Source organism: uncultured Pontibacter sp. (genome assembly GCF_947495565.1).
Classification (GTDB): Bacteria; Bacteroidota; Bacteroidia; order Cytophagales; family Hymenobacteraceae; genus Pontibacter.
The window spans coordinates 1-24,914 of record NZ_CANLZM010000012.1 but is presented as its reverse complement, the minus strand read 5'-3'; the positions used below and the strand labels follow the sequence as shown (position 1 = coordinate 24,914).

General features: G+C 51.6%; 13 protein-coding genes. 7 read left to right on the top strand and 6 right to left on the bottom strand.

Features of this window, described 5'->3' with window-relative positions:
• Positions 1–316: 316 nt before the first annotated feature.
• Positions 317–2,485, bottom strand: coding sequence for a 7TM diverse intracellular signaling domain-containing protein (locus Q1B04_RS14840; protein WP_299760135.1), 2,169 nt, complete (start codon positions 2,483–2,485; stop codon positions 317–319).
• A gap of 124 nt (positions 2,486–2,609) precedes the next feature.
• Between Q1B04_RS14840 and Q1B04_RS14835 the strand changes: the two genes are divergently transcribed.
• From Q1B04_RS14835 to Q1B04_RS14815, 5 genes are all read left to right on the top strand, one after another.
• Positions 2,610–3,371, top strand: coding sequence for a response regulator (locus Q1B04_RS14835; protein ID WP_299760133.1), 762 nt, complete (start codon positions 2,610–2,612; stop codon positions 3,369–3,371).
• A gap of 734 nt (positions 3,372–4,105) precedes the next feature.
• Positions 4,106–5,644 carry a sodium:solute symporter gene (locus Q1B04_RS14830; RefSeq protein ID WP_299760131.1) on the top strand — a complete coding sequence of 513 codons (1,539 nt, stop codon included), beginning with the start codon at positions 4,106–4,108 and terminating at the stop codon, positions 5,642–5,644.
• A complete protein-coding gene (locus tag Q1B04_RS14825; RefSeq protein WP_299760129.1) occupies positions 5,634–6,617 on the top strand; it encodes an alpha/beta fold hydrolase in 984 nt (327 codons plus the stop codon). Before Q1B04_RS14830 ends, Q1B04_RS14825 begins: the two co-directional genes overlap by 11 nt.
• A 64-nt stretch (positions 6,618–6,681) precedes the next feature.
• Positions 6,682–9,198 (top strand): TonB-dependent receptor, encoded by a 2,517-nt coding sequence (locus tag Q1B04_RS14820; RefSeq protein WP_299760127.1) that lies wholly within the window; start codon positions 6,682–6,684, stop codon positions 9,196–9,198.
• A gap of 100 nt (positions 9,199–9,298) precedes the next feature.
• Positions 9,299–10,066 (top strand): 3-hydroxybutyrate dehydrogenase, encoded by a 768-nt coding sequence (locus tag Q1B04_RS14815; protein ID WP_299760125.1) that lies wholly within the window; start codon positions 9,299–9,301, stop codon positions 10,064–10,066.
• Positions 10,067–10,182: 116 nt separating this feature from the next.
• Here the strand turns inward: Q1B04_RS14815 and Q1B04_RS14810 are convergent, their stop codons facing one another.
• The 5 genes from Q1B04_RS14810 to Q1B04_RS14790 form a co-directional block, all read right to left on the bottom strand.
• Positions 10,183–12,168: an OmpA family protein gene (locus tag Q1B04_RS14810; protein WP_299760123.1), complete on the bottom strand. Its 1,986-nt coding sequence runs from the start codon at positions 12,166–12,168 to the stop codon at positions 10,183–10,185.
• Positions 12,169–12,184: 16 nt separating this feature from the next.
• Positions 12,185–13,141, bottom strand: a complete 957-nt coding sequence (locus Q1B04_RS14805) for a type IX secretion system membrane protein PorP/SprF (protein WP_299760121.1) — start codon at positions 13,139–13,141, stop codon at positions 12,185–12,187.
• A 16-nt stretch (positions 13,142–13,157) separates the two neighbouring features.
• Positions 13,158–18,128, bottom strand: a complete 4,971-nt coding sequence (locus Q1B04_RS14800) for an ice-binding family protein (RefSeq protein WP_299760119.1) — start codon at positions 18,126–18,128, stop codon at positions 13,158–13,160.
• 526 nt (positions 18,129–18,654) lie between these two features.
• Positions 18,655–19,614, bottom strand: a complete 960-nt coding sequence (locus Q1B04_RS14795) for a type IX secretion system membrane protein PorP/SprF (protein ID WP_299760117.1) — start codon at positions 19,612–19,614, stop codon at positions 18,655–18,657.
• 3 nt (positions 19,615–19,617) lie between these two features.
• Positions 19,618–23,274: a gliding motility-associated C-terminal domain-containing protein gene (locus tag Q1B04_RS14790; RefSeq protein WP_299760115.1), complete on the bottom strand. Its 3,657-nt coding sequence runs from the start codon at positions 23,272–23,274 to the stop codon at positions 19,618–19,620.
• A gap of 920 nt (positions 23,275–24,194) precedes the next feature.
• Here Q1B04_RS14790 and Q1B04_RS14785 point away from each other — a divergent pair.
• Entirely contained in the window at positions 24,195–24,485 is a 291-nt protein-coding gene (locus Q1B04_RS14785; protein ID WP_299760113.1) for a transposase, read from the top strand.
• Positions 24,482–24,914 (top strand): IS3 family transposase (locus Q1B04_RS14780; RefSeq protein ID WP_299760445.1); only part of this gene is annotated, 433 nt, incomplete at its 3' end. The genes Q1B04_RS14785 and Q1B04_RS14780, both read left to right, overlap by 4 nt.

Here is a 24,914-nt window from a genome sequence, read left to right as displayed (position 1 = left end):
CTTCTAAGGATTAGCTATACTTCCACTCTTGTTGCTATTCGTAAATTAATATCAGCTATACTTTATTGTTAAGATTATACTTTAGCCGCTGCTTTCAGCGATTTGGAAAAAGCTATACTTTGTAGCCGCCGCTGATCCACGGCTTTACAAGCGGCTTGTTTCAGCTCTGGCTTTGGCTCCCTCCAAGCGGGGATAGGGGCCCTCGATAAAAGGAGAGGGTTGGGGTGAGGTAAAAACTCCTCCCTTACAAGGAGAAGCAGGAGTAACTTCATTTAACACTTCACAAACTCAACGGCCACATTATCTTGCCCAGCAGCTATAAAATCTCTTCTTCCAGCTTCCGTTCCGGGTTAGGGATTGTTTTGGTGGGTGCCAGCGGTAGGGTAAACCAGAAGCGGCTACCGTTGCCCGTCTCGCTCTGCACATGTATACTTCCGCCGCAGCGCTCCACAAACTGCCGGCAGAGCAGCAGCCCAAGGCCGGTGCCTTTCTCGTTGGAGGTGCCTTTGTTGGTTATAGCGGGATGCTCAGAATGAAAAAGCGAGTGGAGTACGTCCTTGGTCATCCCCACGCCTTCATCCCGCACCGACACCTCTGCCATGCCTCCGGCCACTGTTGCCTGCAAGTATACCTTGCCGCCTGCGCCAGAAAATTTTATAGCGTTGTGCAGCAGGTTCCGGATGATAAAATCGAGCATGTTGGCATCGGCATATACGCGCAGCTTCTCGGGTAGCTGCACCTGCCAGCTTACCTGCTTGGCAGCTGCTGTGTCTTGCAGCAGCTCTAGGTTGCGCTGCACCGATGTTTGCAGCTGCAGCACCTCTGGCTCAAAACGCATACTTTGGTCGGAAGCGGTTTGGGAAGCGGCCCACTGCAGCAGATTCTCCAGCAGCGATTGCAGGTTGTGCACCGAAAGCTGCGTATGGTTGGCCAGTTTCTGCATCTGCTCCGGCTTCATGCGGTCAGAGAAATTGATAAGGATGTTCAGAAACGAGTCTAGCGTTGCCAGCGGAGTGCGCAAATCGTGGGAGATGATGGAGAAAAAACGATCTTTAAGCTGGTTAAGGCGTAGCAGCTTGTGCTCTGATTCTTTTAGCTGATGCACTGTCTCGTTGAGCTCCTGCGTTTTGTGGCGTAAGGCTGCAGTGCGGTTGGCTACCATTACCTCCAGCTCTTTTTTCTGCTGCTCTACCAACCGTTTCCGCTCTACCTCCTTCTCGCGCTCCAGCCGCTCATTCTCCAGCACCTCTTCAGCCAGCTCGTTTGTTACGGTGTTTAGCCTGTAAGCCAGACCAAGTGAGAATAGCACCACCTGCGCCACCATGCCCACCTGCACCGAGTACACCGTTAGCAGCGTGTTCGGCAGCACATGCGTTTCCTTAAGTATGAACAGAAGCGCCCCAACCACAAAAAACACGTTCGCGATCAGGAAGTATAAAGCCGGACGGTATCCTTGCCGCAGCGCCGCCACCCCCACCAGCAGCATCACCACCAGCACAGCACCGCCTATCACACCGATCAGGTCCACGCAAACCTGCAGCAGGTCTAATGGGGTGAGGTAGGAGAGCAGCCCCATGGCTACAGGCAATGCGTAGAGCAGCGAGAGCAGCGTCAGGAGCTTGTCCCAGCGCGGCATGGTGTGGCGGGTATTCAGGTAGCTTTTGGTGAACAGCAGCCGGAACAGCCCGTTGCAGGTCACGATAAAGGCGAAGCTGTGGGCATTCCAGTAAGGCGCATTCGGCCATAGCAGCTCCAACGCAAACCCGTGGTAAAACATAAAGTATAAGCCAGTGCCGAGCAGCGCCAGCACATAGTATAAGTAGCTGCGGTCTCGCACAGAGAAGAAAAGCACCAGGTTGTACAGCGTCATCACGACAATAATCCCGATAAAAATGCCTTGCACAAAAAGCCGGCGGTTGTTTGCATGCACGATCTGTTGCGGCGTGTGCAGCTGCAGGCTCAGGCGTTGCGGTTTATAGAGGTTAATATCGCCCTGCAGGCGCAGGTAGAGCAACGTTTGGCTTTGCGGCGGCACCTGCACCCGCACCAAGGGTTTGCTTTGGGACACATCGCGGTCAGCCACAGGAAGCAGCTGCCCAGTCTGGCGCTCCTTAAAAGTACCGTTAACTTCCGAAGTATAAAGTTGCAGCTTGCTCCAGTCGCCGGCGTAGAGATAGCGCGTTAGTTCGTGGTCAGTGTTATTCTGCAGCACCACCCGCACCCAATGCACTGTTTTGCCGGCCTGCAGGGTGGCCGTGGTATCAAGAGTGGAGAAACGTTTTTGCTGCACTTCCTGCAGTTTCAGCTTACCGCTTTGGTCGTGGTATACCTGTAGAGGTGCCAGCACTTCCTGCCCTTCCTCCGGCTGCAGCTGCACAGTATCAGGCGCTTGCGCATAGGCCGCAGCGGCTCCCGCTAGCAGCAGGAGCAGGCAAAGCAGCTTAATTCTGATAAGGACGAATATCCGGAGAGGTGGCAAATGCATTTATCAATTTACAAATTCTTCTCTATAAAACCATACACACCCCTCTGGCAGCTTTCTTATCTATACTATATTTAATATATTGATGAGCTTTAAATGCCCAGGCATAAAGTATAAACCCGGAAAAATGGCAAAAGTAAAACTGCTTATTGCAGAGGATGATGTGGTAATTGCACAGAACCTGGCTTTTTCGCTGGAGGAGCTGGGCTACGAAGTTTGCGCTATGGTTAGCTCTGGCGAGGAACTGCTGCTGGAGGTGCACAAGCATCTGCCTGACCTGGCTATACTTGATATTACCCTCGAAGGCAAACTTGATGGCATTGACACGGCCGCTATACTTGCCAAATCCAGCCAAATCCCTTTTATCTTCATGACCGCCTTGTCTGACAAAGAGACCATTGACCGGGCAAAAAAGACAAACCCGCATGCTTACCTGGTAAAGCCGTTCGATATCCGCACCCTGCAAAGCAGCGTTGAAGTGGCCATACACAACGCCAGCACCCGGCAACTGCAGCCGGCAAGTATAAGTAGCGCACCAACAGAGGCTACTACAGCAGAAAACGACAATTACCTGCTGCACAATGCACTGTTTGTTAAAGTGCGCAACCGCCTGGAGAAGGTAACCCTAGAGGATATTGTGTGGGCCGAGGCGCAGGACATCTACTGCAACATCAAAACACCGCAGCATATCTACCTCGTGAGCCAAAGCCTGAAGAACCTGGAGCAGCGCCTGCCAGGCAAAGATTTTATGCGCGTGCACCGTTCCTACATCGTGCGCCTCACGGCCATCGAGGCCATCGAAGACAACAACATCCTGATCGGCGGCAAGCAAATACCGATTGGCAACACGCACAAAGAGGCGCTGCTGAAGCGGCTGCAGATCTTATGAGTTTAGGAGTTTGGTAATTTAGGGGTTAGAGAGTTTAAAAGTTAGAAGGTTGTACTGTCTAGCAGCACCGATTCCAATTACCCCTAGCCCCTCAGAGTTATGCTCGCTAGTTTCGAACTCCCGTTCTCACTAGCCTAAGGAGGGAAGTTTTACCCCGCCCCAGCCCTCCCCTTTATCGAGGCCCCTACCCCCAAAACAGGGGAGGGAGTTCGATTCAAGCTCCGTCAGCGGTGGCTATAGAAAACTGATCCCAGTCCTTGGGTTGAGCGCCTTCTAGATTTTCGGTTTCGCTTCAGCGAAATTGCGACGCAGGAGCAAAGGAAATGTAGACAGCGCGATGCCCGAGGACGAGCCCTCCCGGGCCAGAGAGAGCCAAAGCCAGAAATGAAACAATAGGTTTGTAAGGCTGAGGGGCAGCAGAGGCTAGAGAGTATAACTTATAAGCAGTTGAGGGAAGCAGCGGCTATGCAAGTATAGCCAAAACAAACAAAAAGTATAAAAAAGCAGAAGCTGCAAGCCGCACCAGCGATGAGAGCAACGGCAGCAGAAGCAACATTCTGTGCAACCTTGTCAATCCATATAAAAGCAATCACTCACTCATCCCTCAAAAAACCTCACCTGACGAACTTCCTATTTCACCTCAAAATTGACCGAGTTGGCAAGTATAAGCAGGACGCTATGTAGATAATTGCTTAAATTATTTGAACAAAGCTACACTTATAACACCAACTCTCATGAACGACTTAGCCCCTTCTGAACTTACAACGGCTGGTTGGATACTGGTTATCGCTTACGCTGCGCTTATACTTTTCTTTGTGGTGCGGGGGGCTTTACGCATCCGCTCCATCTCTGATTACGCCTTAGGCAGCGTGGCTTTCTCGCCAGTGGCGGTGGGGCTGGCTCTGGCTGCCTCCATGACGAGCGCGGCTACTTTTATTATCAACCCCGGCTTTGTGGCGCTGTATGGCGTGAGCGGCTTCATTTCGATGGCCATTGCTTTGCCGGCGGCCGCACTCCTGTCGCTGGTTATACTTACCAAGGGCTTCCGGAGCATGGGCACAGCCGTAAAGGCGCAAACCATGGCGCAATGGATGGGCTCCGTGTACAAAAGCCGTGGTTATGCTATCTTCTTTGCCTTTCTGTCGCTGCTGCTGATTACATTTATAGTGCTTATCTGTGTGGGGCTTACCAAGGTGCTGGCCAGTGTGCTGAATGTCAACGAGCTGTATGTATGCGTGAGCATTGTGGTATTTGTGTTTGGCTATATGATGTTTGGCGGCGCTAACTCCATGGTGTACACCAACATGATTCAGGCGGTGCTGATGGTAATAGTGGCTTTCATACTGCTGGGCTCTGGCTACGAGCATTTCAGCAACGGCGTGCATGGCTTTCTAGATAAACTGGCGGCTATAGACCCGCTGCTGGTAGAGTCAATCAATCCGCAAAGCTTCCTCTTCCGCGATTATTTTGAGATTATCTTCTGCCAGATTATCATCGGGGTGGCCATTGTGTGCCAACCGCACATCATCACCAAATCACTGCTGCTCAAAAACGAGAAAGACGTAAATTTATACCTGCTGGTAGGCGTTGTTACCGAGGCGCTTTTCTTTCTGGTAGTAATCGTTGGCCTTTACGCCCGCATTACGTTCCCTGATTTAAGCATCAACGGCGAGGCTATTCCGCTGGATGGTATTATGTCGGCTTACGTGGTGAGCGAGTTCCCGGTATACATTGGGCTGCTGGTGGTGCTGGGGCTGATATCGGCAGGTCTTTCTACGCTGGAGGGGCTTATCCAGTCGCTTTCCATCACCATTACTTCAGATATTTTAACGCCTTTGCTTGGCCCGAGGGTGGAGGCACGCAGTGTGGCAGTTAACCGCCTCGTGATAGTGGCACTGGCTGTGGTAACCATACTACTAACCTTCGACCAACTGCTGTACCCGAACCTGAGTGTGGGGATTTTTGCGCAGAATGGCGTGTATGCTTACTTCTCGGCTGCTTTTGTGCCGGTGCTGTTTGGCATGTTCCTGAAGCGCGTGCCGTTGGTGGCGCCGGTGGCTGCCTCGCTTACTTCGGTGGCGGTGCACTTTGCAGTATACTATGGCGGCCTTACCTCTTATATGGATGCCCCGGTGCGCAACCCCGGCATTGCCGCTGCGCTGGCTATACTTGCCTCCGTTATTGTCGGATTCTCTTTATACTATACTTTCAGGAAACCTGCCGTGGCAGAGGTTCCTGCCGAACCTGTAAAGCAACCTGTTTATGAGAACTAAGTCTAAACTATACTTAACGCTCCTGCTAGGAGGCCTGCTAAGCCTGAGCGCACAGTGCCAGCAACCGGCTGCCAAACCAGAAACGGCAACTACGGCTGCTACTGACCCAGTTTTTGAGGGCTTGAAGTATAAATTCCCGGTGCAGAAAGTAACGCTGCCGGACGGCCAAACCATCGCTTACGTGGACCAGGGGCAGGGGCAGCAAACACTCGTTTTTATTCACGGCCTCGGCAGCTATTTGCCCGCCTGGAACAAGAACATCGAAACACTAAGCCAAAACTACCGCACCATCGCCCTGGACCTGCCCGGCTACGGAAAATCATCTAAAGTAAACACGCAAGTAAGCATGAAAGCTTATGCCGGTGCAGTGCTGGCCCTAATGGATAAGTTAAAAGTTAAGCAAGCGGTATTAGTAGGCCACTCGATGGGCGGGCAGATAGCCATAACGGCTGCGCTGCAGGCACCGGAGCGGGTGCAGCAACTGATACTAGCCGCCCCTGCCGGCCTGGAGACATTTACAGACCAGCAGAAGCAGCTGTTCAAAGCTACGGTAACCCCGGAAGGCATCGCCAAAACTACTCCTGAGCAAATTGCCGCCAACATAAGCCTCAACTTTTACCAGATGCCTGCCGATGCGCAGTTTATGGTTGAAGAGCGTGTGGAGATGATGGGCGCAGCGCAGTTTCCGGACTATAGCAAAGCTGTGGCGCAGGGCGTGGCCGCGATGGTAGATGAGCCGGTGCACGACAAACTGCCGCAGCTGCAGATGCCTACGCTTATACTTTTCGGGGAGAACGACAGCCTGATTCCGAACCGCTACCTTAACCCGAACCTTACCACGCAGGCTGTGGCCGAAATCGGTAAGGAGAGGATACCAAACAGCCAGGTAGTGATGCTGCCGCAAGCAGGGCATATGCTGCAGTTTGAGCAGCCGGAGGCCTTTAACAGGGCAATACAGACTTTCTTAAAGTGATTTATACTTCAGCTTATACTAATCAATATTTATAAAAACAATATTTCATCTAACCTCAATAACCATGAAAAAGATTTACATACTCCTGCTGTCGGTGCTCTGTGTGGCACAGGCAGCTATGGCCCAAAGCGGCGCCGTAAAGGGTAGAGTAGTGGGTGGAGACACTCAGGAGGCGCTGATAGGCGCAACTATTCTGCTCAAAGGTACCAGCAAAGGCGCCGCCACCGACACCAATGGCGATTTTATCATCCAAAACGTGCCGGCCGGAAATTATAGCCTGCGTATTTCTTTTATAGGCTACTCGTACCCGGATATGCCGGTAACAGTTAGCCCCGATGGCACAGCTGACATTGGTACCGTCACGATGGAGGCATCCACCATGATCGGCGAGGAAGTGGTGGTATCGGCATCGCGCCGCCCGGAAAAACTGACGGAGGCTCCGGCCGCTATCAGCGTCATCTCCTCCCGCGACCTGGAGACGCTGCCATCGTTTAACGTAGGCGAGCTGCTGAACAAGGTGCAGGGCGTTGAGGTGGTGCGCTCTGGTGTGATAGGCGTGGGCATAAACGCCCGTGGCTTTAACAATGCCTTTAACGTGAAGATGTACCAGATGACGGACGGCCGCAACTCTATGCTGCCGGGCGGCACTGGTTTGCCAGCGGGTTTTTACAATACGGTTATCAAAGAAGATATTGAGCGGGTAGAGGTTATACTTGGCCCATCGTCGGCGTTGTATGGCCCCAACGCCCACAATGGCATCATCAACACCATTACTAAAGACCCGCGCCGCTTCCCAGGCACTACCATAACGATAGGTGCCGGCAACCAGGATGTGCTGAGCGCCCGCGCCCGCCATGCAGCTGTCATCAACGATAAGTTTGCTTATAAAATCACCGGCGAGTACACCGAAGGACAGGATTTTAAATTTGTTGACACAGTGTACAATGCCGCTCTAGGCGCTTTGCCGGAGTATGATGTGGACTTTGGCTTTAAGTCGAAGCGCTTTGGCTCTGCTTTATACTTCAGCCCGACGAGCACCACCGATATTATTTTGGATTACGGCTTTGGCCAGGGCGATAATATTGGCGTAACCAGCAACGGCCGCAACCAAATCAACGGCTGGACCTTTCAGTACCTGCAGGGCCGTTATGTGTCACCGCACGTGTTTGCCCAGGTTTACAGCACCTGGAACGATGCTGGTGATACCTACCAGATAAATGCCCGCACCACGAATTACTATACTCTGCGCGCCCTCGGTTACTCAGAAGACCAGGCGGCACAGTACTCTAAAACAGGAGCCAAGCCAGGCGAAATTACCGAAGGTTCTCCAAACATTGCCTTCCCTGGTTTTATTGACAAAAGCCACCGCCTTAACGGAGAGGTGCAGTACAACAACAGCTTCGGCAAGCTTGACCTCATTACCGGCCTTAGCTACCAGCGCGATGTGGCCTACAGCCGCCAGACTTACCTGGATGATGCGAACGGTGACATCACACTGAACCAGTACGGCGTGGTGGCGCAGCTGGAGTATGCCCTTACAGACAACCTTAAAGCATTGGGAGCAATCCGTTACGACAACCATGAAAACTACGGCTCCCAAATCAGCCCGAAAGCCGCTCTTACTTACAACGCCCTGAAAGGCACATTCCGTGCTACCTGGGGCCGCGCATACGCCGCACCTTCTATCCAGTTCCAGGAGTTTTTCCTGAATAACGGAGCGTTGGCTATACTTGGCAACGGCGCCGGCCTTACCATCCGCGATACTAATACGGGTGCTGAGCGCACCATCGACAAGCTGGAGCCGGAGCAGGTACAGACTTTTGAGTTCGGTTACAAAGGCACGCCTACCGATAAGCTGTTCGTAGATTTGAGCACCTGGTACTCTAAATCAAAGGATTTTATCTCGCCATTAACAGCTGTTACACCTCTAATGGGCACTGAGCGAGTAATTTTTAAAGGGGATAAGGATGTATCGGAGGTAGCAGCAAACGCCCTGAATTACTACCTGACTTACCTCAACTACGGCAACGTGAACTCCTGGGGAACAGACCTGGGCATTAACTTCTATATCAACGATTTCTTTAGCGTAGGCGCCAAATACTCTTACTTCAACTCCGACATTACGGATGAAGACAACCTGGACAACGACGCGAACGGCGATGGTGTGGTTTCGGTATCGGAGAGCAGCCTGAACTCTGCCCAGCACCGCTACAACTTCAATTTCACCGCCCGCGATTTGTTCGACAAGAAGTTCTTCGGCTCTGTGAACCTGCGCATTCTGCCAGAGTATGATTTCTACTCTGGTGTGCAGGTGGCGGCTAAAGAGAACGCCGGCATGCGCACCGCTCCTTACAACTACAACTATGGCCCGCTGGGCGGCTTTACTTCTGTAGACCTGAGCGCAGGTTATAAACTGAAGGAGTGGATGACACTGGGCGCCAGCGTGAGCAACCTTTTCGACACGGCACAACGCGAGTATGTAGGCTCCCCGGAAATAGGGCGTTTATACTCTGTGGAGATTCGCTTTGACCTGACGGAGAAAGTGTTCCCGAACCTTGGGGTGCTTAACGGCAAATATTAATATGAAGGTGATAGGTTAGATATATTGTGTTTACCGCCAAAGCGCTCTTACGGGGCGCTTTGGCATTTTTATACATCCCTGAACATCAACAAAGCATAACATGAAAAACGCACTTATAACAGGTGGCACCAGCGGCATTGGGCTTGGTTTGGCCAGTGCTTTTGCCACCAAAGGCTACAACCTGCTGGTAAACGGTTTAGAGAAAAACGGAATGGAGATAGCGCAGCAGCTGGCGCAGGAGTATGAGGTAGAAGTATACTTTTCGCCGGCCAACCTGCAGCACCCGGAGCAGATACGGCAGATGGTGCGGCAGGCGGAAAGGGAGTTGGGCCAGGTGGATGTGCTTATAAATAACGCTGGTATACAGCATGTGGCGCCGGTGGCAGAGTTTCCGGAGGAGAAGTGGGATGCCATACTTGCCGTAAACCTTTCCTCGTCCTTCCATACTTCTAAAGCCGTTTGGAAAGGCATGCAGGAGCGCGGCTTTGGGCGCATCATTAACATTGCCTCGGCACACGCGTTGCGGGCCTCTGAATTTAAAGCTGCTTATGTGGCGGCAAAGCATGGCATTGCCGGACTTACAAAGGTGCTGGCGCTGGAGGGCGCTCCGCACAACATTACTTGCAACGCGATTTGCCCAGGCTATGTAAAAACGCCGCTCGTGGAAGCGCAGATCGCTGACCAGGCACGGGCCCACAGCATGTCTGAGGATGAGGTGGTGGCGAAGGTGATGCTGAAGAAGCAGGCTGTAAAGCAGTTTGTGGATGTGCAGTCTATCGCGCAGCTGGCACTGTTTCTGGCCTCAGAGGCTGCCGCGCAAATGACTGGCGCCAGCTTACCGATAGATGGCGGCTGGACGGCACAGTAAAGTATAAACCCTAAGCGGCAAGTATAAAATCAGCAGTTTAAAGTATAGATTTCCCCCAAACGAAAAATGGCCGCAGGTATAGTTCCTGCAGCCATTTTTTATACTTGCTCTTCCTGCTATTTCAGGATTCTAAATTCTGTTCGGCGGTTTTCCTGGTGCTGCTCCTCTGGGCACGAAACCCCGTCTTTACATTTGTTAATGAGTTTTGTCTCACCGTAGCCTCTTGCCACCAGCCTGTTGCGGTCAACTCCTTTCGACACCAGGTAATCTACGGCAGACTGCGCGCGCAACTGCGACAGCATCTGGTTATACTCGTGGGTCTGGCGGCTATCGGTGTGGGAGCTAAGCTCGATACGGATTTGCGGGTTAGCCTGCAGCATTTGCACCAGCTTGTCCAGCTCCAACGCAGCGGCTGGCTTAATGTCAAACTTGTCCAGGTCGTAGTAAATGTTTTCGACTACAACAGGCTTGTTTGGTGTGTTCGGGATAAACACCAGCTCTACCTGCACCGTGTCAGTTTTGTAAAGACACTCTGGCGTAAATGTCACCACCTGGTCTAGGTAGCCTGCCTTGCTGCCTTTTATCAGATACTTGGTGCCTGCCAGGATAGGGAAGGAGAACTTGCCGTCTTTACCGGAGTAAGCTTCTATAAACTCATCGCTTCCATTAACATAAAGCTGCAGTTTGGCCGCTGCCACCGGAGACACCAGTGTTTTTACCGTGCCAGCCTGCGCCAGTTTTTCTATCGCTTTGCCAACCAGTATGCATGGCACCGTGTATTCCTCAAAAGTAAGAATATCATCAAATCCGCTTTCAGAGAAACGGCTGGAGGATAGCATGCCTTTCTTACCTGTGCTGTCCACCTGAATACCGAAGTCATCCTGCGATGTGTTGAACGGGTACTGCAGGTTCTCTACTTTCGTCCACGCTTTGTGCGTTCCTACTGCCTTAAACAAATCAAGGCCTCCCATACCGATGTGTCCGTCAGATGAGAAGTATAGATTCCCGTCATCACCCAGGTTTACAAAGCTCTCGCGGCCGCTAGTGTTGATGACTGTTCCTGCGTTTACCGGTTGCCCCCACAAGCCATCGCCCTGACGTTCGCTGTAATAAATATCTGTTTCGCCGTGGCCTCCCGGCATATCCGACACAAAGTATAAAACCTTGCCGTCTGGTGTAATGGCCGGGTGGCCGATTGAGAATTCTTCGGTGTTGTTATACTTAAAGGCTGATACCTTCTCCCACTTCTTGCCATTGAATTTAGACATGTAAATACCGTGGCGGTTTGTGTGCGTACCGTTGTCGCTGCCTTTAAACCAACTGGTAGGGTCAGCGGCAACGCCGTTTGTTGCCCTCTTCTTTACAACGTGCGTTCGGGTAAAGTACAGCGTCTGTTCCTTCTCCAGGTAATCGGCGGGTCCGTTGTGGTAATCGGTGTTGATAGACGAGGGAAGCGGCATCGGGCTCGCCCAGGTGCTATCCGTCAGTTTCGGGGCAAAATACATCTGAATAAAGCCGTTGCCCGTCCAGTTATTGCGTTCTGTCTGGCGCTTGTTGTTTATCTCTAATCTGTCAGAAGAAAACAGCAGGCCGTCTTTTGTGCGTATAGGGCCAAAATCAGCACCCTCAGAGTTCATTGCCTCCAACTGTGCAATGTCATACGGCTTCGGATACTTCATCCATTTCATGGCTGTATCGCAGGAGGCAGCCATGCGCATAGCAACCTCACGTTGGGCAGGCACCTTTTCGCTGTACTCTAAAAAAAGCTGTTTGGCTTTGCTGTAGTTGGCATTACGCTTCGCGGATTCCGCATACAGGAAAAGGTTGGCTGGGTCTGCATTAGGAAACGCAATTGCCTGCGCATACCAGAACTCGGCTTCTTTACTGTTGTTCAGGATTCGGTAACTGTCGGCGATGCGCTGCACCACCTTCAGGTCCGGCTCTCCTTTCTCCAGCACCTTTTTGTAAGACTCCAGCGCCAGGCTAAACTCAAAGTTGTTAAAGTACTTGTCAGCTTGCTTCATATCCTGTGCCAGCACAGGCAATATCCTGCTGAATGCCACTAAAATCAGCACCAGGGCAAGGGTAAAAAAACGCTTCATATAAGGGTGGTATAAACTATAGGTTTCTAGGTGTCAGAATGCGTCCGTACTTCTTCTTCAGGAAATAATAACCTACTGATACTTCGTGGCTGGAGTAGCTTCTGAGTTCGTTGAGGCTAATATCGTAAGAATATCCGATACGCAGTTTTTTAGTGGCATAAACTTGTGCAATCAGGGCCACTGCATTTCGCTTGTCAAGCTGCTTCATCTGCTGGTTGGTGAACAATGGCACCGCCGTGCGGTAAGATGCCCCCAGCCACAAGCGGTTGTACAGCAACACGAAAGCATTCAGGTCTACGGCCGTCGGGCTTCTGAAATCCTCTTTGATAAGTATACTTGGTTTCAGGCGCACGTCCTTGTTAAGGTCAAACACGTAGCCGCTGGAAAGGAAGAAGTGGCGGCGCGGTGTGGCAATTTCGGTTTTGCTATCTTTAAACGGGATCAGGTTGGCTGCTGAGAAACCGGCATAAAAACGCTCTGTGTTATAAAACGCTCCGATTTTCAGGTCCGGCAGCACCTGCGACACCCGCCCCTCCGGAATGGCCTGGTCCGGCATTTCGCTTCCCGGGTTCAGGCGCGTACCGTCCAGCACGTACTGCGACGCGCCTACGGCCACACCCAACGCCAGGTCTGAATAGCGGTCCAGCCTGATGCGTGTGGAAAGAGCGCCATAAGCCGCCGTCTGGCTCTGCGCCCCGATCTCGTCGTTTACCAGGTGCACTCCCCAACCCAGGCCTTTGCGGTCTGTTGGCCCGTCCACGCTCAGCGTTTGTGAAGTCGGTGCGCCCTGCAGCCCCGTCCACTGGGTACGGTAGGTGCCGTTAATGCTCAGAATCTCTTTGCTGCCGGCATAAGCAGGGTTTATTACCAGTTCGTTAAAAATGTACTGGCTGTACTGCGGCGCCTGTTGGGCAAAAGCTGCCGGAGCCAGTACAATGCCCAGCAGCACAAATAGTTTTTGTAATACCTTCACGTTCGTTACCATCTCCTTACCTAACTATCATCACGTAACCTTTAAACATTTTATCCTGTCCGTCGCAGAGCTTCACGCGCACCACATAGAAGTAAGTGCCTTCGCTTAGGTTATCGCCAGTCCAGTTGTTTTTATAAGACTTACTGTGATACACCTGGTTGCCCCAGCGGTTTATAATTGTTACTTCGTTGTCAGAATAGTTCTCCAGGTTTTTGATCTCCCAAAGGTCGTGTGTGCCGTCGCTGTTAGGAGAGAACACATTCGGGAAGTTCAAGTCGCTGTTTGCCAGCGCCGGGTTTGGTGTGTAGTACACTGGCTCGTCGGTGCAGCCGCCATTGCTGGCCACCACTGCTATATCGCCGCTCCCGAAACCTGCCGTTACTGTAATCTTTGTTGTGCCCTGGCCTGAGATAATCGACCATCCTGCCGGAACAGTCCATGTGTAGTTCGTGGCGCCTACTACTGGCTCTACCTCATAGCTTAGCCCTACGCACGGGGTACTGGTGTCTTTTATACTTGAGATTCCTTCGGCTGGCATGGCCGCTACCTGTAGCGAGGCAGGGTCTGTTGTGCCGCAGCCATTTGCTCCTGTTACAGAGATAATGCCTGCTCCCGGACCCGCTGTTACTGTAAGGTTAGCCGTTCCTTGGCCAGATACGATGTTCCATCCTTCCGGAACAACCCATGTATAGGCCACTCCTTTGCCTGGGTTCTCCACCGCATAAGTTACGGTAGTGCCAGCGCATACTTCCGGAGTTCCTGTTATAGCGCTCGGGGTTGCCGGTACTGCTGGCGATGGCACCACATCCAGCACTGCTGTGCCGCTGGTCTGGCAGCTGTTTTTTGCGGTTACTTTTATTTTCCCTGCTGTGCCGTTGGCTATTACCTCCAGGGTGCTTGTGTTTTGCCCAGATACGATCTTCCAGCCAGTTGGCACCTCCCAGATGTAAGCATCTATATTGCCGGCAGTGCTGGCTGTCACGCTGTAGGTGGTGGTTACATTCTGGCAAGGGTTTATCGGCCCCAGTGAGATTTCAGGTGTCAGCGGCGTTGTTTGCGACACAACCGTTTTGCGCGACGAGCCTCCGTTGCCGCAGGCATTTACCGCCGTTATAACAACTTCTCCTGCTGTAGCTCCCGCTGTTACGGTAATGCTGGTAGTACCCTGACCCGCAGTAATAGCCCAGCCATTTGGCACAACCCAGTTATAAGAAGTAGCTCCGTTTACCGGGCTGATGCTGTAGGCCAACCCTCCGGTGCCTTCGCAGAATGTTACTGATGGTCCTGTGATGGAACCCGGCGCAACCGGTGTATCATCTGCCACGGTAACTGTCAGTTTGGTGGTTCCGCTTCCGCCACAGCTGTTTCCGGCAGCTACGGTTATATCACCGGCAGTTGCACCTACGCGCACTTCTATACTTGCAGAGCCTTGGCCACTTATAATTTCCCAGCCTGCCGGAACACCCCAAGTATAAGTAGTTGCGTTGGCGATAGGAGTTACGCTATAAATAGCCGTGCTGCTGGTACAAGCCTGCGGAGATCCGTTGATTCTGCTTGGTGCAGCAGGAGCCGCTGTGTTCAGAATTAAGTTTCTTGAGATAGTGCCGCTGCCGCCGCAGTCGTTTATGCTGGTTACGCTAATGGCTCCGGCGGTTATGCCCACCATCACGTTTATACTTGCCGTACCCTGTCCGGATACAATTCTCCATCCAGTAGGCACTTGCCAAGTATAACCTGAGGCGCCGCTTACTTCTTTCACAGAGAACGTGGCTTCGTTGCCGGCACAAACATCTATGTTGCCAAGTATGGCTTCTGGTGTGGCCGGGGCAGAGTTAGTTGGTGTTACCTGCAGTGTTTGTGCAGCGCCCGGTCCGCAGCCGTTTTCAGCTGTTACGCTTACTGTGCCGCCGGTGCCGTTTGTCACTACACTAATAGAAGTGCCGTTGTTCTCTATAATTTCCCAGCCTGCTGGCACAGCCCAGTTATACTTGTAGGCATCCTGAACGGCAGCTATACTGAAAGTATACGTGCCGCCAATGCATGTCACAGTATTTCCTGTAATTGGGCCTGGCACCTGCGGCACTTCTTCCGTCATGATAGTGGTCAGTTGCGTTTCGCCGGTAATACCGCATGCATTCTCAGCTTTCACAGAAACAACCGTTGGCGCCGCGCCTGCATTTACCACAATGCTGGTAGTACCTTGCCCGGAGATAATTTCCCATCCGTTACCATTGCCAACTGACCAGATATAGTTTGTTGCGAAAGCTACAGGCTCAATAGAGTATATTACTCTTTGCTGCCCCACGCAAACAGAAGGCGGCCCGCTGATATCACCTGGCTGATCTGGCGGCGATGGCACTACAGTAACGTTCATGACACCCGCTCTGCCTGCTCCGCAATCGTTTTCACCATTTACAGTTACTTCCCCTGCCATTTCACCAACTGCCACCGTTATTTTAAAAGTGCCCTGCCCGTCTGTAATCGTCCAGTCAGCAGGCACTGTCCATATATAGGTGTTTACACCGGCAATTGGAGTAACGCTATATTCGTAACCGGCCTGCCCTTCGCATACTTCTGCAGGGCCATTTATAGGGGCTGGAGGAAGAGGTGGCTCGGTCTGCGGCACAACATCCAGCGTACTTTCCGCGCCGTTGCCGCAACCGTTTATAGCTACTACTGTAATGGTGCCACTGTTAGATCCGGTTTGCACCTCAATAGCTGCAGTACCCTGGCCTGAAATGATTGCCCAGCCGTTTGGCACCGTCCAGTTGTAGGAGTTAGTACCAGGCACTTCGGTTATGCTGTATGTGGTAATATTGCCCACGCAGCCATACTGCATACCATTTATTGGCCCTGGCTGCAGCGGCACGTCGTTGGCAGGCACTACGGTCAATTTACTTTCGTCACTCGGTCCGCAGTCGTTCCAGGCTACTACCGTAATATCGCCTCCCTCACCCTCAGTACTTGCGTCTACAATAATATTAGTTGTGCCCTGGCCGGATACAATCTTCCAGCCGGCAGGCACTGTCCACTCGTAAGAGGTGGCCGTAGGCACAGGCTCCACTGAGTATTCTAAACCGGTTTGGCTCACGCAGGTATTTACATCTCCCTTTATCTGACCTGGCGATGGGCTTGGGGCAGAAACCGGCTCCACCGGCTTGCTGAACGGATCGCTCACGCCGCAGCCATTGCTTACCTGCACCGTTACGTTACCGCTGCTGCTACCTACTCTTACCAGAATTTTGCGTGATCCCTGGCCATTTACAATTTCCCAGCCATCAGGCACCGTCCAGTTATAAGTTGTCGCCGTCGGGATTTCGGCTACTTCGTAAGGCACAGTATTGCCTATGCAGCCTTGCACTGTGCCTATAATTTCGGAAGGAGACTCTGGTTTTGCATCGTCTACCTGTACATACTTTGTCTGCGGCAGACTAGGGCCGCATGAGTTAGAGGCAACCACTACAATATCCCCGCTATTGTCCCCAGGGTTCACAACTATTTCTGTGGTACCCTGCCCAGACACAAGCTCCCATCCGTTCGGCAGCGTCCATTCATAAGAGGCTGCGTTTTCTACTGGTGCAATGCTGTAAGTTACGCCCGTGGCGCCTTGGCAAATAGCGGCTGGCCCTGCTATTGGGCCGGGCTGCGGCGGCACATCTGACTGTATTCTGATATTCAGGGTTCTGGCCGGTCCTTCGCCGCATGTGTTGCTTGCAGTTACTTTAACAAAGCCGGTGTTATCTGCAATTTTCTCTAACCCTACTTTTACTATGATGGATGTTGACACCCCAGCCGTACCGACAGGAACAAAGCTCCAGCCGTTTGGCACGCTCCAGGCATAGCTGGTGGCGCCTTCCACAGGCTCTATATTATACAAAAACTCATCGCCCAAGCATACTTCCTCAGGGCCAGATATGACACCTGTTTCTGATAAAAGCACACAGAAGTTAAGAAGGCTTGAGTTGTTGCTTCGGATTTCGTCTACCCCTGAGCCTGCCACGGAAGCCACACTTGAAAGAAAGCCTGCTTTGTCCGTTTGTGCGACAACAGTGATAAGCACCTCCTCCTTAAAGTCGAGCGAGCCAACTATCCAGTTCAAACCGTCAAAGGTTATTCTTGGGGCGGAGGCGGTGAAGCTCTGCACTACACCAGCAAGGTTACGGCCCGATACCACTACATTCTCTGCATTGGTAGGGCCATTGTTGCGTACCCTGATGTAGTAGGTAATCTTCTCTCCGAAAGCGTATGTATCTTCGCCCTTGGAGCCTGGCTCTTTTGTCAGGGTAATGCTGAGGTCTGACGGGTAGTTTAGCGCGTTGTTGTTAAGTTGAATTGTTCCGCTCGGGTTAGGCGCGACAACGCGGCCCTGTAACTGAGCTCCGTCATTCATCGTTATGTTGCCCTTAGAGAAAATATTGCCGCGGGCAGCAGCTCCGCTACGCACCAGCACATTTCCATCTACCAGCCAAAAAAGGTTGATACTTGTCGCGTTACCGAGCAATTCATACTTCTCGATCCTGCCTATCTCAAAGTCACCTTTCACTTTAATGATAAAGACAGGGTTATTTTTGTTCTCGCCATCCAGCACCAGCACGCCTCCGTTCAGCACGGCGGCTCCGTTAATAACATGCACCCCTGGTTTAATGGTAGTGCCGCTGATGTTTCCGTTGGTGATGGTGCTGGTGTTAGGCTGGTTTTCTAAAAACGTTATGGCAGCTCGGGCATCAGTTACAGCCTGCTTGGCCAAGTCATCATTTCTGTGGACTCCCTGCAGGGCTTCTCCTGCCGGAAAACCAGATAAATTACCATTGGCCACTCCTACTTTTGCGTGAACCACTGTGTTGCCTGTATTGGAGATACCAGACGAGGCTACGGCTCCAAATTCGTACAGAGCGCCAAGCGCAGGCGCCTGCTGCGCAATAGCACCAGCAGTGACCATACAAAAGCATACTACCAAAAGTATGACTTTTTCTAACCAGCTTCTCATTCAGTTATTCGTAAAATTGTCTTATATATTCTTTATCTAAGGTGAAACATTGAGTTTTAAGCTGGCATCCAACATTGTACTAAATCAACAGCTTACGACAGGCTTAACTCACTGAGTCAGTTTTTCAGGTGCAATAATAGACTATAAAAATTACATAGAAAAATTATTAAAACTGCGCTATCTAATTATCCTTTACAGCATACCTAAAATTTCACAATTTTTGGTACAATACAAGTTTTGCTAAAAAGTTTAAACTTTTTCACCCACAATGTATATACCAATATATATGCAATGCGATATATATCACTAGTATAGGCTTAATTTTTCCTGTAAATTTTCTACTTGCGATGTGCTGTTTTTTGGACTTATACCTTAATGCTCTCAAGCGGCAGGCACAGTAACATCCCATACATGAATCACTGATATTTATTAAGCGGCTATATTGGAAAAAAACAAACCGCCCTGGCAGCTGCGACAGCAACAGCCAGGGCGGTTCTACAAAATGGAGGAAAGGACTACCTTATACTTACCACACCCACTGCGGGCAAATAATGCGGTTGTCGTTCAGCAGCTTAAAGCCTAACACTATCTCATGGGTGCCGGCACTTACTTTATTTAGGTCAGAAGTGGTAAAGTCGTAAGAGTAGGAGAGGTCGAGCAGGGGGTTGATGTAAACGCCCACCATGGCCGTTAAAGCATCGTTGTGACGGTAGGCGCCTCCCAGCCAGAAACGCTCAGCATACATAACGCGCAGGCTGGCGTCAATAGAAACCGGACTCGGGTCGGCCAGCTTCACCATAACCGACGGAATGATATCTATACTTTCTGTGGGCTCCAGCCGATAGCTACCTGTTATGAAATAATGCCGCTGCAAAGGCAGCACCGCTTCCCCGCTTCTGTCTGCCGAAAAACTACCGGCATCCTCCAGCAGCTGGGCACCCGCTACACCAACCGAAAAGTTGCGCGAGTAAAGCCACAGGCCAAGATTCAGATCCAGCACGGTATTGTTGATGTTGCCGCCAGCCAACAGCGGATCGTTATCGTTTGAAAATTCCAGGTCGTTGGAGTTGATGGAATTGCGGATAAGCCCAGTAGACACACCTCCCGACAGGTTTATACTTGTGGTAAGAGGCAAATGATAGGCGTAAGACACACTGAGGCCTGTGCGACGCAGCGGACCAGTTTTGTCGGTGTGCAGAATGGCACCTACGCCATGGTGCGCCAGCGCCCGATGATACTTGTTGCTGGCAGCGCCCTTGTTCAGTGGCGTGTGGGCCGACAGGTAATATGTGCTGGGTGCGCCATCTATCCCCACCCACTGCCGCCGATGGCTCAGCCTTATATCAGCATAATCTTCTATGCCGGAGATAGCCGGGTTAAGCAGGTAGTTGTTCAGCATGTACTGGCTGTACTGCGGCCTTTGCTGCCCAAAAGCCTGCATAGCCACAGCAAAAAGCGAAAGTATAAGTATAAGCGGCTTGGTCATGTTTTATCGGATAATAGTCACGTTGCCGGAAAGCGGCGCCTCGTTGGTACTGCGGAGGTAAATCAGGTAGTAGTAAGTGGCCACAGGCAACTCTTTGCCATTGTAGGTACCATCCCACGGCACGCCATAGCCTTTGGAGCTGAATATCTTGTTGCCCCAGCGGTTAAACACCTCCACGCGCATGTCCGGGTAATTCTCGTAGTTCTTGATCTCCCATACCTCGTTCACGTTATCGCCGTTCGGGGTAAAGGCATTAGGCACTTCAATAGCCGGAATCACCTCTACGGTTACACTGGCTGTGTCTGTACAGCCCTCGGCTGTGGTCACTGTCAGTGTATAGGTGATAGTTTCTTCTGGCCTGGCCACCGGATTCTGGAGAGTCGGGTCGTTAAGACCAGTGGCTGGCTCCCACAAGTAAGTCGCGCCGCCGGAGCCCCTCAGCTCAACCGGCTGGCCTTGTATAATGGTCACATCCTCACCGGCGCTGGCCTCCGCTGTTACCACCGTAACGGTAGCCGGAGCCCGGACCGCGCTGGCGCATTCTTGGCTACTCACAGCCTCTACATAATAAGTTGCCGATTGCGTTACATTATCTACTGGAAACTCAGCCCCAATAAAAATTGGGTTACCGCCTGTGGACGAAGTATACCACCTATACTCTAAGCCATTGGCGTTAGCCACCGCCAGCGTCACAGACTCTCCGAAGCAAGCAGTGGCGTTACTTATTACCACAGAAGGGGCAGCAGGCAAAGGCAGCACATTTATACTTGCCACATTAGACGTATCAGAGCAGCCGCCTGAGAAAACAATTCTGCGGAACCAGGTTTCACGGGCAATAGGGGCCGGTTGGTAATTTTGGCCAGTATTAGTTCCTGCAGCCTCCACAAAGCCACCGTTCGGGCCGGTAGTGCTGCTCTCCCACAGGTAAGTATAGCCCCCGGCTCCGTCTGTAGGCGTGCTTCCGGTAATCTGCGCCGGCTCCTGGCTTTGGCATGCTTCTGCCTGGGTGGCAGTGATGGTGTTATTGCGCAATGCAGGGGCAACACGTATCTCCAGCGCGGCAGAAGTATCTGCACTACAGGCAGCTGAGCTTACCACACGTCGGAACCAAGTAGTGCTTGCAAGCCTTCCCGCCGAATAATTTTGCCCTGTGTTAGTACCCTGCGCTTGCCTGAAGCCTGTAGTTGGCCCTGTTGTACTGCTTAGCCACAGGTAAGTATAAGTTCCGCTGCCGCCTGTTGGTTCTGTGCCGTTCAGGATGGAAGGAGAGGCACCTGTGCATACTTGCGGCTCATCGGTGCTTATCTCGTTGTTTTCCAGGCTTGGGTAAATTGTAATTTTGATCGCATCAGAATAAGAGGTACAGCCACCAGAGGCAACCGCCCGGCGGAACCAGGTTTCCTGTTGGCCCAGCCCTGCTGCAGGTATAGTATAGTTCACGTCATCGTTTGTACCGGGCGCTGCCGCAAAACCTTCGTCTGGACCGCTGGTGCTTACTTCCCATAAGAAAGTATAAGGCCTGCCGCCACCGCCCGTTGGCTCCGATCCGATAAGCGGAGACGGGGTATCGCCTTCGCAGATTTCAGTTGATTCGGTGGTGATTGTGTTAGCGCTCGCCGGCACAGGATCCACGGCAACAATCGCTACCACGTTACTTATACTTTCAGCGCAGCTACCGGAAAAAACCACGCGCCTAAACCAGGTGTTGCCGGAGACTGGCTCTGCAGGAGTATAGTTTTGCGTATTGTTTGTTCCGGGCGCTGCCGCAAAGCCGGCAGTAGGGCTGGTTGTGCTAATCTCCCAACGGTAGCGAGGCGGAGAATTGGGGTCGCCGCCAGAAGGCATGGAGCCCGTAAGCACAGGCGGCACATCTCCTTTGCACAGGTTTTGCACCTGCACTCCCTCCACATCTATGGTATTATCGGTAACGGCCGGCACAACAGTTATCGGAACAGCAGTAAGCGGGCTGATACAAATTACGCTGTTAGCCGTATCTATCGCCGCCACATAAAATGTCACATCGTTTGTCAGGGATGGCGTAGTGAAAGAGGGCCCCGTAGCCACAGGCGCTGCGTTGGGATCGTTAGTATCGAACCAGGCGAAAATCGGACCCGGCCCTGAAGGCGTGAGCCGGACAGTATCACCCAGGCAGGCCACGCCCGGAGCCTGCACGATAGGCGCTGCTGGTTGCTGAAGTATAATTACTTCCTGCACCGGCGCCGGCTGCCCTTGGTAGATGGCATTGGAGCTGCCGCACTCATTTATTGCCTCCACAGATACGGTATACTTGCCGGGAGTGGCGAAATTATACCTGAACTGGAAGGTGTCGGAGTTGAAAGTCTGCGTGGTGCTGGTTGGGCCTGTAATGGATATCCTGACTGTGATGTTTTCGCCCAGGTTTTTATCTACAAACAAGCCTCCGGCTCCGGGTGCGCCGCCTGCACCGCTGCTGCTGTAGTCGATCTCCGTAGGCCCGCACACGGTAACGCTCGGCGGCAGCTGCACCTGTGGCCAGCCAACCACAATCCCTTGCGAAGTAGTATCTGAGTCGCAGCCATTGGTTACGATCTGCTCAATAGTATAAACCCCGGATTCTGTGAACTGTATCCGGGGTTCAGCTGATGCCGAATCTCCTGTTTCAAAAAACCAGCCTTGCTCAGGCGTTACCGTCCATTTATAGGAAAGTCCACCACCAGTGGCACTATCGGCCAAGGTAACAATAACAGGCACACAAGGCGGTATCTGATCTTCTTCAACCCGTTCTTTCTGCGCGATAGAGAAATTGGCTTTGGGCTCTTTGTTCACATTAAAATCCTGGGTAAAGGTTACCTCGCAGCCATTGCCTGCTATAGCTCTTACTGTAATTGGGAAAGTGCCGATGGTGTCGTACGCTGTGGGGTTTGAAACTGGAAAGTCAGCGGGGCTGTACTGCTGCTCAGGGTCGTCATTTCCCCAATTCACAAAGTATGTTCTGATATCAGCCAGGTATGGCTCTATGGTTTCGTTATTGAGGACGGCGAATACCTCAATCTCGCTATCTTCTATTGTGTCGGGCAGGCATACCTGAAACTCCTCTGCCTCTGAAAAATCAATTTCCGGTAGACTGTTGATAACGATATCTCTGGGCGCAGAACTTACCTCGCAACCGGCTGCGCTGGTGGCAACAACTGCTACAGGAAAAGTCTCGTCGCCCACGCCAATGGAAGTATAAGTATGATTTACTTCTGCCCCTCTTGCCGTACTACCATCCCCGAAAGACCACGTATAAGTTACTCCTTCCTCTGGCTCAAAATTCAGAGAAAACGTAAGCACATCGCCTGAGCAAACAGGGCTGCTTGGGGCCGGGGTCGGGGAAATAGTATAAGTAGGGACAGCAGGCAGCGGGTTTACCGTAACTATTCGCCCACTGGAGGTATTTGTATCGCAAGCGCCGCCTGATACCCGCACCTGGTATTCACCTGTTTGCGTAACCTGTAGTGTGCGCCCGACCTCGCCATTAAGCTCTGCCCCGTCTTTTATCCATTGGTAAGTATACCCTTCAGGCGCGACTAACTCAGTCTCTTCTCCCTCACATAGTACAGTTTGCCCGTTTACAGTAACAGTAGTAGGGCAGGTCTGCGCCATGCCCGTATGGCTAAGCAGCAGAAGCAGAGGGAGCAAAGTAAGAAAAAAATACCTTTGTAAAAGAAGGTGCATCTAGATAGGAGTTAAGGGTGATCTATAGGCTCAAAGTTTTGGATTACGAAAACAATATATATTAAGATACACAACAGCTTAGCTTTGTACCGGCCAGGCAATCAAATAAAAATACCTGGTTGAGGGGAAATGGCAGCTATACTACCCGCAGAGGCAGCAACTGGCGTTACACCACCTTTACCTCTATTGCCAAAACCTGTAAAAGGTTACATGCCATCTTTGATTTTTAGCATCAATAAATTTATAACGATTTGATTGACTGAAAATTGCATAAAAGCACAGCATCTGCACATGATGTTTTTACAAACCACATACTATATTAAAAGGGCTAGGGAGCAAAAATTAATTCTGATGCAGGTCTTCTGGAGCTAACCATACTTTATGATGGCAAACCGGTTTAACTGCCTCTGAAGCAAAGACACAAAATACAGCAAGCGGCTTTTCTTTCAGGTAGAATGGGCACTGAGCTGCTTTGCCGCACGCTGCAGGGACAGCAGATAAATCCATACTCGTATATTTCCTGCTGATACTTTGCGGAAGAGGGGCAGCTAATATTTAATGATAAATTAACTGCAAATTTTGATTGATGCACGTAAGACAGGTTACGGGCCACTTTCACTTTAAATGATTAACACCAAGATTGTCTGGCTGAGCTTAATTGCCAGCTATAAAGCCCTACTTAAAGAATGCACCATGGAAGACAGAAATAACAATAAAAGAGGGATCAAGATGGGGGTTATTCTTCTGGTAGGCGCTATTGTTATCATAGCGGCAATCATTATAATTGACACATTAAAATAAGCGAAACGGGAAACTGGAGTTGCTACCTTTGACTGGAGATCTTTTTTAAGGCAGATTTAACTAAATGCTTAAATTTGACTGTCATGGAAAGACGTGTGTTTGATGCCTCCTTCAAGCGGATGGCCATTGACCTCTCCTATGCGAGGGGATCGGTAAAAGAGGTGGCTGATGAACTGGGCATAGATCCCGGCCGGCTGAGCAAGTGGCGACAGAAGGACAGTTCACCAGTAAGATCTACTGAAGGGTTGAGTGACGATCAGAAAGAGATCAAGCGGCTACAAAAAGAGTTGAAGGAGGCGCAGTTGGAGCGCGATATCTTAAAAAAGGCGGTGAGCATCTTCTCCAGGGGAGACGGGCGGTATACGGATTCATAAAGGAGCACCGTAACCAGTTTCCCGTCGAGAAGATGTGCAGAGTGCTTCAGGTCAGTGCCAGTGGCTACTACTACTGGCTCCAGAACCCTGTCAGCCTGCGGGAGCAGAAAGAGCAGGAACTCGTGGAGCAGATCACGGAGGTGTACCGGCAGAGCAAGTGCCGCTATGGCAGCCCCAGGATCAGTTTTGAACTTAGGGAGCAGGGTATTCGCGTTTCGCGTCCAAGAGTAGCCCGGCTCATGCAGAAGTACCAGATCAGGGCAAAGACGGCAAGGCGGTTCCGGGCCACCACCGACTCGAGACACGGTTTTGCCGTGAGCGGGAACCTGCTGAACCGAAACTTCTCGGCTGTGGCCACTGGCCAGGCATGGGTGTCGGATGTCACCTACATCAGAACCGGGGAGGGCTGGCTCTACCTGACGGCGGTGC